The sequence below is a fragment of the Desulforhopalus glucosivorans genome (assembly GCF_054397165.1).
On the sequence record NZ_AP044854.1, the window covers coordinates 2,727,628 to 2,739,946 of the forward strand.

The 12,319-nt window shown below is 43.2% G+C and carries 7 protein-coding genes and 1 tRNA gene; 3 read left to right on the forward strand and 5 right to left on the reverse strand.

What is annotated here, in order from left to right; translation table 11 throughout:
- Positions 1–1,009: 1,009 nt before the first annotated feature.
- From ACX6CI_RS11855 to ACX6CI_RS11875, 5 genes are all read right to left on the reverse strand, one after another.
- Positions 1,010–1,086, reverse strand: a tRNA-Arg gene (locus ACX6CI_RS11855).
- A 178-nt stretch (positions 1,087–1,264) separates the two neighbouring features.
- Complete coding sequence (locus ACX6CI_RS11860; protein ID WP_458778371.1) at positions 1,265–3,817, reverse strand: DUF4091 domain-containing protein; 2,553 nt, start codon at positions 3,815–3,817, stop codon at positions 1,265–1,267.
- Between the two features lie 20 nt (positions 3,818–3,837).
- Positions 3,838–4,143 carry an HNH endonuclease gene (locus tag ACX6CI_RS11865; protein WP_458778372.1) on the reverse strand — a complete coding sequence of 102 codons (306 nt, stop codon included), beginning with the start codon at positions 4,141–4,143 and terminating at the stop codon, positions 3,838–3,840.
- Positions 4,143–5,474: a bifunctional folylpolyglutamate synthase/dihydrofolate synthase gene (locus tag ACX6CI_RS11870; protein ID WP_458778373.1), complete on the reverse strand. Its 1,332-nt coding sequence runs from the start codon at positions 5,472–5,474 to the stop codon at positions 4,143–4,145. The genes ACX6CI_RS11865 and ACX6CI_RS11870 overlap by 1 nt, the downstream gene beginning before the upstream one ends.
- A 55-nt stretch (positions 5,475–5,529) precedes the next feature.
- Positions 5,530–7,713 (reverse strand): ATP-dependent helicase, encoded by a 2,184-nt coding sequence (locus ACX6CI_RS11875; RefSeq protein ID WP_458778374.1) that lies wholly within the window; start codon positions 7,711–7,713, stop codon positions 5,530–5,532.
- Between the two features lie 283 nt (positions 7,714–7,996).
- On the opposite strand from ACX6CI_RS11875, the gene ACX6CI_RS11880 reads away from it, so the two are divergent.
- The 3 genes from ACX6CI_RS11880 (at position 7,997) to ACX6CI_RS11890 (ending at position 12,299) form a co-directional block, all read left to right on the forward strand.
- The gene (locus ACX6CI_RS11880; protein ID WP_458778375.1) at positions 7,997–8,389 is read left to right on the forward strand and encodes a pancreas/duodenum homeobox protein 1; all 393 of its coding nucleotides are present in this window, start codon (positions 7,997–7,999) and stop codon (positions 8,387–8,389) included.
- A 792-nt stretch (positions 8,390–9,181) separates the two neighbouring features.
- The gene (aspA, locus tag ACX6CI_RS11885; protein WP_458778376.1) at positions 9,182–11,053 is read left to right on the forward strand and encodes an aspartate ammonia-lyase; all 1,872 of its coding nucleotides are present in this window, start codon (positions 9,182–9,184) and stop codon (positions 11,051–11,053) included.
- Positions 11,054–11,144: 91 nt separating this feature from the next.
- Positions 11,145–12,299 (forward strand): M29 family metallopeptidase, encoded by a 1,155-nt coding sequence (locus ACX6CI_RS11890; protein WP_458778377.1) that lies wholly within the window; start codon positions 11,145–11,147, stop codon positions 12,297–12,299.
- The last annotated feature ends 20 nt before the right edge of the window (positions 12,300–12,319 follow it).

Here is a 12,319-nt window from a genome sequence, read left to right on the forward strand (position 1 = left end):
AACAAAGGGTTTGCAAGCTGTTTTGCTCGCAAACCCTTTGTCTATATGGTACGCCCGATATGGTTCTAACCTATGACATACGGATTATAAGTCAGTATTGTTAGTTTGGCTCAACCTTGGAGTAGTCAAAAGTAGTATCTTGCAAAGAAATTATGGGAAATGGTGCAAAACGTTTAGTTGAGCGGCGAGCTTCAGCGAGTCCGTCTCGAACGACTGGTTAACTAAATCTATTTGTATTTATGTTATTGTTTTTATACTGTTTTAGATGTTGTTGTGTTTTTAAATGCTGTTGGTGTTGCTTTTAATTTTTTATGTTGTTGATTTCCTAAAGCATCAGTCAGCTAGAGGTACTGTTTAGCATATTTCGAAAAATCTTCTATTCAATAGTGCAGGAATTGAGATAAACAAAAAAAATAGCACCGCTCCACTCACCGCCTGGAATGTTGAAGCAATCAGCATTCCGGATAACCACCCGACTAAAGCACACACAATTATAAGCCTTTTAGTGCCCTTTATTAGTTTCAGTTTGGTGTTGCAGCTACGGCACTTCAACGAACTACTAAATAATAGAGCTAAAATATTTATAAGCCCATACACCGTTGTTACTGCATTTCTCTTACAGCTTGGGCAGCTGAAACTTTTATCCATTTAATAATTTTTTTATAGTTGAGCCACTTGCAAAAGTGTCTTTGCGCCCAATATCTTCGTTTTGTTCAAAATTTTATCATAGGAATATTAACGATATGCCTGTGGTAAAATTTTTCACAGACCTTGATCTTGGACGAAAATCCTATTTTTGCAAAAGGCTCAGTTAACAAGAGATTTACCAAAAACTGGCTAGCCTGCATTTTGTAATGTTATACAGAAATAAAAAACACCCTCGTGAAAGACTCACAGTCAATGATCAAACTTAATTGCCAATACCAAAACTCATCTGCCTTCACGAAGGGGTCACAATGGGGTCACAAAAACAGCACCTATCAAAAAGCCAATAAATGCTTGATATAACTGGTGGGCGAGGCGGGATTCGAACCCGCGACCTTCGGCTTCGGAGGCCGACACTCTATCCAGCTGAGCTACCCGCCCAAATATGAAAAAAACTTGTGATGTTGAAACTGTCGCAAATATACAGCATGGTCGTTTGAATGCAAGGGGATATTAGGACAAACACCGCTCCTAAAACGCCTTCTTCAAATCCAGCTGATATTCTGCCATAAGCTATTACCTATCTGAACAGGCCCAGACCTTACAGGGATATAGTTTGTTATTCTTTAAGAAGTTGAAGTAGTCCCAACACATCTTTCATATCAAGTTTGCGGTCACTATTGAGATCACCATTCAATCCAGCACAATTACTGAAATTGGCAGTATCCCCGCTTGTGATTTTCAGCAGCTTGATTACATCGAGGGCATCTGTTGTGCCACTGCAATTAACATCAGACATTGCATAGGTCGCCTCAATATCAAGGTAGTTGATATAACCGATCTTCTTATACTTACCCATTATAAGGGTCAGTTTCTTATCTTTGACCTCAATCTGTTTGGTACGGGTTATCCAACTATTATTTGTAACTTCATTGTCCATAAAGCTTACGCCTTCAATGACGATATTCTGATATCTTGTACTACTTCTTGAGCCGGCACACGCTGTTACATTATAAGTTCCATTGGGTAAATCAAACTCGAAGACATCTTCCCGGCCCCAGCTATCAATAACTGAGCTGCCCAGAAGTTCTTTAGGCTCTGGATCTATCCATTGATCCCAGTGTGGATAGAAATCATCATCATCTACTTCGGCGTCTTTCATCCAACCATACCCCACATCTGCGTCATAGAGATCATCACCAATTTTCATATAGGTGTGACCATTATATGTTACATCTCCCTCTGGCTGCCCTACTGGATCCTGAAAATTAATATAATAATTTCCTGGAGACCCATCAGACCTTGAATGTTCCGATACCGGTTCCAGGTCTGGAATGGAATTAATCTCTCCACCCACTTTCAGCCCAATTACCCTCCGTAAATTGTAGAGGAATTCACTATCTCTGCTATATGCAACCGTATAACCAATCACCTTATCCACCTGCGTATCAGCGGAGTTAGATTCATATGGCTCGGGTTGCTGACTAGTATTTAAAAGATGGAAATATTCATAATCCTCAAGGCCGTCCCGCATCAGTTCAAGTCGAATGGAGGGAACAAATCGGTGGCTATTGGAACCATAGCTGATACTACTATTCGTCTCGGATGGTGGATATATGAGAAACAAATTGCCGTTTTGACCTGAGTTTAACGGCCGGGTCCATGGATTTTCGCTCCAATTATTGAAAGCATAATAACCAAAGCCGCGCAATCGATATTTCCATAAAAACCAACCCAACAGTTTTCCTTCAATACCCTGGTGATCAATTGTGAGAGGATTAAAGCGTGGCAACATTGTACCATGAAGAAAATAGATCCAAGTCTCTTCATCATGATCATACATTCTTTCAAAAGCGGTTTCCGGATCAAACTGGATGCCTAAGTGTGCCATCCAGATATCGATTTTCGCTCCCGGGTAGTCCGGATGAGCATAAATCTCAGGTTTTGGCTCCTCTGAAACCATCAGTTTTAGATGTGGAGCAGCCTTTTTCAACTCCTGGGAGTACCAGGCAACTGCGTCATAATCCGCCTGGTCCTGGGGCTCGTTGGCGATGTAATAATAGGCCTTATCGAGATAACCAAGACCATCTAAATAATCCTCCATAGAACTGACATAACTGAACCACTTTGTATTATAGGGAGAAGCAGGATTGTTTGTGAGATACCAGTCTGACGCAGAAAGGGTAGATCCACAAAACGTTGTTGGTCGCTGATCATCTGAAGAATCATTATTTTTAAATGTCGCAATCATGGACGACGGATAACCTACACCACTATTAAATGAATCTCCAAATTGTCCGTCCATATGTCCTACGCCATCCAAATAACGACTAGCAGCTTCTTCAAAACCCCAGATGCTGTCATTATCTGTCCAGTTACCTGTAGCACAGTCATAATCTATAAAAGGTTCGGCTCCGTTCGTTGTTAAACCACCAGACCAGAGCGTACTTTTAGGCGTCATACGATGATCAATAAAGAATTGCTTCATCTTATCAACATACATCCAGTAATCATCGCCCGTTCCCGTAACACCATATTTTGTTAACATGGTGTTATAGTCAAAATTCATTTGCGACTTCACATGCAGGTTTTCTGGTATCGCAAAATTAAAGACATGAAGCATTACGGGAATATCCACCCCTCCTATGGAAACATTGGTTGTATAATCACCTGAAGGTGTTGTTTTTGCAATATGAAGAGAAAACCAGAATGCAGTATTTTCATTTGTTGTAACACTTACAGTGCCCCCATTACTAATGGGCCACAATGGGTCAGGATTATCGCCAGTTTGACCAAGGTAGTCTGTCGCCGTATCGATATCGACATACTTAACCTGAAAAATCTCTGCTGTGATACCCGAACCAAAATCATCTATACCCACCGTAACAGCACCAGATTCCGTAGGACGAACAACAACCTGAAGCGGCTCAAACTCGTTTTTGGCTGCATACACCTTGACTTCTGAACCAATTTCAGTTGGCGGTGCAGAAGTCTTAAACACCTTTTCGGACGGAAGAGTTGTCCAGAGTTTTATGGCAGATGTTGACTGAGTAAGACTGTAGGTGTAGGACTCAAGACCAGAATACACAAGACTGGGGTAAAACAGCAGAGAGGTAAGTAAAAGAACAAGAGAGCAAAGTATATTACCTTTAAAATGTAGATCTCTTTTCATACATTTTCTCCTTGAGTGGTCTACGTATTGAAATTTTTCCCCAGATACTCTTCCCACTCAAGAGGCATCATACTTTTTTTAAGGTTGTTACATTTTTTACAACTCGGGACAAGGTTGTCCTTTGTTGATCTGCCCCCCCTGGCAAGAGGTACAAGATGATCCATGGTGATATTTTTATAGGCGACTTTCTTTTGACAATAGTGGCAAAGTCCTGATGATGTTTTCTGCTGCCACCATCTTGTCTTGCGTAAAGCCCTTGCCTTATCGCGTTCAGCGCGAATCTCTCCATCAGTGGGGGCATCAAAATCAAAGAAGTCGTGCCCCATTATACAAGATCTCCACACAGTAGATACCGAACAGCGCCAATCAGGTACAATGAACCACCAACCACTATCACATCGTCTTCAGTAGCAAATTCCTGTGCGGCGGTGAGTGCTTCTGCAACATCAGCATAGCCTGTGGCCCTCTCTTTTTGATCGTCTGTAAGCAGGGACAGGATATGTTCGGGAGTGGCGGAACGCTCTGAATCAGGCTGGGTGATAAACACTTTGGAAAACAGCGGCAGCATACAATCGAGAGTTGCCGTTAAATCCTTATCCACCATGGAGCCCCAGATCCCAATGAGCTTTGCACCATAGAATCGTTCTTCCAGGGTCTTGGCCAAATTATTGACACCTGCAACATTGTGCGCCCCATCGAGGAGATATGTCAGTGTCTTTGGTGCTGTTGCTGCATCGTTTTCACTTTTCTCTGCTTGGTATTCTTTTTTGAAGTATTCCATCCGACCAGGCCACGAGACCTTGCCAATACCCGCTACTATCTCTGGTAAATCAACATAGATGCCATGATCTTCTAAAAGCAAAAGCACCGCTATGGCCAAAGATTCATTCTCCTGTTGTACAAGACTTGGACTGGTTGAAAGTATTGGACCTATATGCTGACCTGTAAAAACGTCGCCCCCTACCCACACCCATGTGCCATCTTCATTGACATCGTAGTCAAACTCTTTGGTAAAACTATAGAGTGGTGCCTCAAGGGAGCTACAGGCTTTCTGAATCACTGGTGCCACTTCTGGATCAATAGCAGCAGAGACAACGGGTACCTTCGCTTTGATAATACCTGCCTTTTCACCCGCAATAGCGGATAAGGTATCACCTAAGTAGGCCTCATGATCCATACTCACACTTGTGATAACGGAGAGAAGTGGCGTAACCACATTGGTTGCATCAAGGCGCCCGCCCATGCCTGTTTCCAGCAGAACCAGATCAACATCAGATTCGGCAAACCAGAGCAAGCCGAGAGCGGTGGTGAATTCAAAATAGGTTATATGATCCTCACCTAAGACGTCACAAATACGACTGCCAATTTGAGCAAATGATTTCTCACTGATATAGTCGTCACCAATCCTGAACCTCTCCCGCACAGAGCTTAAATGTGGAGAAGTGTACACTCCAACCTTATACCCGGAAAGATGAAGAGCACTTGCAACAGCAGCACAAACCGAGCCCTTTCCGTTGGTTCCTGCAAGATGAACACATTTGAGACTTTTTTCGGGCCGCCCTACTTTTGCAAGAAAGTCCTGCATAGCGCCAAGCCCCAGCTTGATTTTATGCATTTGCAGTGCGTCGAGATGGGCAACAACTTCATCGTACGTCATTTTTATCTCACTCATAATAGTTCAGATATTTGAAACCTCTTTTTACATCGGGTGATTACAGGATTGTCAACTTTGCGTAGTCGAGGTGAAGCGTCTTTAAGCCGTGTCTGTCAAAATGAATATCCAGGGAACGACCTTTAGATAGCTTTGCAACAACACCTGTACCAAAAAATGGATGGGATACCTTAGCACCTACACTAAAGTCTGCCATATTAAGCTTCTTAGACTTTTTCTTTTGTACTGGCGGGCTATAGGATTCAGACCTGTTGTAATAGGTCATTCCACTTTCAGAATCACTATCGGAAACCCGCTGAAACAGGCCTCCGCTTAATTCACTTAAAAAAGGTGACATCCCCGTCCGCTTAAACTGTCTGTCCGGAGTCATCAATTGCCGAGGATAGGTCAGGTATAAATATTTCCTCGCCCTGGTGGCCGCAACGTATAGGAGGCGACGTTCTTCTTCCCACTGCTCACTAAACCCTGCCGAGCCATGGGGAAACCTGCCATCAGCAAGGCCGATTACAAAGACGGCATCAAACTCTAATCCTTTCGATGAATGGATAGTCGAAAGAATAAGTTTCTCGGTCCCGCTGTCATCAGCCTTTGACTCTTCAGGTGGATCGAGAGTGGTGTCATCTATAAAAGACTGCAACTCCTCATAGCCATCCATTATTCCCTTTAACTGGTCCAGATCCCTTTGGCGTTTAGGAAAATCATCACTGTAGAGGCGTTCAAAAATTGGTTGATAATACTGCAGGGCAAGTTCAAACAAGACTGCAGGTTTCTGATTGCCACCGAGCAGATCCTCAAACAGTGTAACGAGTTTGGCGTAGGACCATTGCCACGCCTTTCCAGCGGGATATTTCTGCAGGGCCTCAAGAGGGTTATCCGAAACTGCAATGGTGTTTGAAATCTTCTGTGCGGTTGCAGGACCAACCTTTTCCAGCTGCAGCAAAATTCTGTTCCAGGAAAGCGTATCCTGGGGATTTACAAGAACCCGCATAAAGGCAATCATATCCTTCATATGGGCAGATTCAGTGAGTTTTAAGCCGCCCCTCTTCTCATAAACCAGACTGTGCTGCCCCAACTCTAGCTCAATTTTATAGGAGTGAAAACTTGAACGAAAAAGAACCGCAATTTCGCTCAGTGCAGTACCCTGCCGAACCAGCTTATTTATGGTGCGTACTATAAAAGAGGCTTCATCTCTCTCGTCTTTTCCGGCAAAGACCTTTGGTGTCCAGTCCCCTTCCTTACTGGTAAAAAGAGTCTTTGTGTATTTTTCAGCTGCGTTCTGAATAATATTATTAGTCAGAGAAAGAATCGGCTGGGTTGAGCGATAGTTTTCTTCCAGTTTAATGATTTTTGTATCATTAAAGACCTTGGGGAAACGCATAATATTGTAAAAATCAGCCCCTCTAAATGAGTAAATAGACTGAGAGTCATCCCCTACCACCATGACATTATCATGAGTATGGGCGGTACCTCTAATGATATCCGCCTGAATAAGATTAGTATCCTGGTACTCATCCACCATAATGTGGGAGAATCGCTGGGAAATAGTTTGCTGCACCTCAGGAGATTCCAGCAGAAGCCGTTTCCAGTTTACCAACAAATCATCATAATCCATGAGGCCATGGTCAAACTTAAATTCCTTATAGTGTTTCTGCAGTTTCAGTATATCTTCCAAATGATCGAGCAGATGCCCATACTGTTCATGCACCAGATCCTCAATATCAATGGACTTGTTAACAGAGCCACTTATCATGTTTATCATGGCCCGTTTGGTTGGAAAACGTTTATCCTTTTTACCAAGACCAAGGGAAGATTTGAGCAAATTGACAATGCCTTCAGCATCTGATCTGTCTATAATTGTAAAAGACGAACCAAAGCCGATCTCTCCGCCATAACGGCGGAGCAACATATTGGCAACACCATGAAAAGTTCCACCAAGCACTCGGTTACAATTTTCGTTCAGTAGCCGGCCTGCACGCCAGAGCATCTCCTGGCTGGATTTTCTGGTAAAGGTAAGAAGGAGAATAGACTCTGGAGCCACGCCTTGTTGTACAAGGTGGGCTACCCGATATACAAGGGTTCTGGTTTTGCCACTGCCAGCTCCTGCAATTACAAGTACAGGACCTTCCGTTGTAGTAACAGCCTCATACTGAGGTTCGTTAAGGTCTTGTAAGTTAATAATTCCGGAGCCTTGGGCCATTGGTTTGAAAGGGTCATCAGTAATCATGGCGGCTACTTTAACACAGGGGATTTATGGAGGCAACGCTGGTTGACAAAATTGGTATTCCTGCTTTATATTGGTCCAGCTTAAGAACTGGTAGATTTATACTATAGTTGTGTTACAAGATTGCTGAGATATGATTGTTTATTTAAAATAACAACTACCAGTACAACAATTGTAGTAAATAGCTAAAACAAGCACCCTCACTACATTCACTTATGAAAACAAGACATGAATGTAAAAGTGCTCATACAGTTGTATCAACTTCACTTTTGCCTGAAGAGAGACTATGAAAACAGATAATTTTTCTACAATACTTACCGATGACGCTCTCGCCCAAATTTTTCCTAAAGAAAGAAGTAATGAGTTTTTTGATGCCCTGTTTGGCGATGCATCTGAAGGTTCCTATGATATAGAACTTAAATATAGAGATGTGAGCAACAACACTCTTACTATGGACTTGCGCCTTCACGAAAGGCCAAACTGCTGTCTGGCCTGCAACCTGACCCAGGGCTTACCTCAAGTTTTCTCCAGACATCCTATCATTAATATTGAAGGGGTTGTACGGGAGATAGACGCACTTATAGGTGATGATGCGACCTGCGGGGAATGGACTCTTGGTCGTACCGAGCAACAACAGAGCAGCCTTCATGTTATCCCAATCCATATTACTATTTCTTAATTTTTTCATAGTTTGTTCCCAACAGACAATCAAGTTAAGAGTTGTGAATAGTTAATGAACCATCAGAGAAGCTGACATAATGTCAGCTTCTCTTTTTTTACCCAACAAACTCTCCCCCCCACTCTCCTCTCTACCTGACAACCATCCTCAGTCTGAACATAATTACCCTCTGAAAAATAACCAGCCCGAAAAGGAACAGTAATAAACCAAACGACACATATTCAGCCACATACTCAAGAGTCTAAAATAAAACGACTTATCAGAAGACACACATTTTGTAATAACAAAATCATTTACTATGAATAAAATCCTTTTGTAGTACTTTCAATATCTCCGTTTATTTGGTTTTATACATAATCGTATCTGTAGCAAGACATATGAAACAGGCAAATACATCACAATAACAGGGTATTATCATTTTGCCTCTTTAGTCTTCAATTGGTTTATTACAATACTAAAACGTTTCCTCATCCTGAAAAAAGATGCGCCCAAGAAAACAATATCGCTACCCAGCTACGCACTGGTTCAACAGCAGTCCATACAAACAACGACAATCTGCATCGCCTTAATGCCTTACTCCTGGAATCCTGTGATCAAAAAACAGGTAGCGTAGACTCCGGGTAGCGTAGACTCCGAGAAACTCAGGAATTGAACTTGAAATCGTACGTTTAGCCTTATCACCTGATAGTGAACGTAGTGAGACCTTCGAGGCACTTATCCCGTTCATCGAGGTCAGAACAGATATTAGCCCAAACATGTATCTAAAAATTACTACCAACAAAGGAATCACCCATGAAAATTGACCAAAGTATTCTTAAACAAGCAGCAAAGGCTTCAGGTATACGTGTTGATGATCTAGTGGCCTTTTTTGCTGAAGGTGAGCAACGTATTTACACACCAAATGAATGGCTCTTCCATCAATCGACGCCCCGCACATGGGCTGGTATTATCCTCGAAGGGGATGTCGAACTGGTTCGGGGACTACACGGATCTTCGAGACATATAGGCTCAATGATTGCCGGTGCTCTGATTAGTGAAGGTGCATTTCTTGAGGGCGACTCCCATAGTAATGGTGGCTACACACGAAATGGCGCGACTATCTGGCAAATTTCAACAGAAAAGATTGATGCCTATAGGGAGAGTCATCCCGACCTGTTTTACCGAATTGTTTCCAGAATTGCAGTCGGTATTAATAGGCGATTACGCGTTCTTTCAAAAGAATTACACCGAACTCGCACTGATACAAATATTACTGTAAGCGGCTTTCGTCTCGAACATGATTCCCTTGGACAGCGCGAACTTTCTGACCATGTGTATTACGGTGTCCAAACCCAGCGTGCCATGGAAAACTTTGCGATATCCGGCGCCTTTGTCAGTAATTTTGAACATCTCGTTGAAGGTTTAGCCATGGTAAAAAAAGCTTCATCACTTACCAACAACGAACTTGGTGTTCTTGATGATCAGAAAAATGATGCAATATGCAGGGCCTGCGACGAAATCATGGGTGGAAAACTTCACGATCATTTCACCGTAGATATGTTTCAGGGTGGAGCCGGAACCTCCACTAATATGAACGCCAATGAGGTTATCGCCAACCGTGGTCTTGAGTTGCTGGGCTTTAATAAAGGGGAATATGAGCACCTTCATCCAAACGATCATGTGAACTGCTCCCAATCCACCAATGATGCCTACCCCACTGCCATCAAACTTGCTGTTCTATTGTCAAATCGAAACCTTATTCGGGCAATGGAGGAGTTGAGGGATGCTCTTACAAAAAAGGCTGATGAGTTTTCAGATATTCTCAAAATGGGGCGTACTGAAAACCAGGATGCCGTTCCCATGACACTTGGTCAGGAGTTCAGTGCCTACGGGGTAATGATTGGCAGTGCTATTCGAGCACTTGAAAAGACAGTGGACGAGTTCTATGACATCAATATGGGAGCAACAGCTATTGGCACAGGAATTAACAGTCCTGCAGGCTATGCAAATCTGGTGACCGAAAAACTTTCAGAAGTGAGTGGTTTCAAATTACGTCGGGCAAAAAATCTTGTTGAAGCAACTCAAAATGCAGGAACCTTTGTCCAGATGTCCGCGACGCTTAAAAGAGCAGCGGTTCAAATATCAAAGATCTGTAATGATCTGCGCTGGATGTCCTCTGGACCCCGATGCGGTCTTAACGAAATCAACCTCCCTGCCATGCAGCCCGGCTCTTCCATCATGCCTGGAAAAGTTAACCCGGTAATTCCTGAGCTCGTCAATCAGATATGCTACCAGGTCATGGGTTATGACGCCGTAGTTTCCATGGCAGCTGAGGCAAGCGAACTTGAACTCTGTATGGCAGAGCCTATCATCGCCTACGACCTTCTCCACGGCATGATGATCCTTAAAAACGGCTGCGTTACCCTTGCGTCCCGCTGCATCGTAGGAATCGAGGCTAACCGAGATGTTTGCAGAGGTTATGTTGAAAAAAGCATAGGACTTATCACAGCCCTCGTTCCAGTCATTGGATACGAACAATCAGCCTTAATTGCCAAGGAAGCTCTTAAAACAGGCGGTAGCGTCTATGAGCTTGTTATGGAAAAAGGAATCCTTTCAAAGGAAGACCTTGATGAAATGCTTAAGCCTGAAAACATGACAGACCCCCGGGAAATACCAATGAAGTGACCATAACAAACTGAATTTAAACCATAAAAACTATGTCATTTTCATGACAAATCTTCACAATATCTTCACAAAATCTTATAAAGAGGCAATTATGCAAGGTAAGCTTAATGCTCAGGAGCTCAAAGAACTGGTGGACTCTGTCTTTTCTCTTACTCATGAGGACCGACACCTTCTCTTTATCGTCGACATACCCGATGATATTCTTCCAGACACGGATGCCTGGCGTATCCGTCGTGGACTTGCTGAAGAGTGGTGCAGGGATCTCCAGAAGGTACAAGACACACTGGGTCTCGAAAGTGTGCGACTCCTGGCCTATCCCAATGTACACTCAAACAATGCCAACCTTCCAGAGTGGGGCGTTTTCATTGACAGTGGGCTGACCGAATTAACTGGTGAAAGATTCGCGGCCATGAAAGCTAGAGTCAACTTCAAGGAGGTCCTAACTCAGACTCATATCGTTATTGCTCCAACCCAACTCTCCACCACTGCTCCTCTGAAGCTACTTTCAAGACAGCTCACCTTTCGAGCAGCAACGATGCCCGGATTTTCACCAAACATGATACCGGCTCTGCGTATCGATTACAGGGAGGTCAATCGCAGAGTTGACCTTATCACCAAAGAAATTTCACTGGCAAAATCCCTTGATGTTCAATTTACCGTTGATAGCGAGGTTAAGCACACAGTCCACTTTGACCTCCGTCATAGACAGGGCCATGCTTCAGGAGGCAGATTTCCTACAATGGGAATGGCTGGGAACCTACCCTCCGGAGAATCGTATATCGTTCCATATGAGGGCGAATTAGAAGATATCTCTGAATCTATAGGCACCCTGCCCGTTCAATTTGAAGAGGAAGTAGTTGTCTATCGTATTGAACGAAATAAAGCTATTGAAGTTCTTACAGAAGGTCCGCACTCCACTGTGGAAGCTCAGCGGATTTTATCAGAGCCTGCTTACGCTAATATTTCTGAGCTGGGTTTTGGTGTACTCAAGGATTTTGGGCTTCATCCTACTGGTGTGACCCTTCTCGATGAAAAATTAGGCCTTCACATTGCATTTGGAAGGTCGGACCACTTTGGTGGCTCTATTGGTGTTAAGGATTTTTCAAGCCCTGAGGCCGTTGTGCACATTGATCGTATTTATATCCCTGAGACGGCCCCAAGGATACATGTGGATTCTGTCACCCTGTCGTATGCAGATGACACCATGAAAAATCTTATGCTTAATGGCAACTACACTATTTTTTAAACATAAAGGAGTTAATTACA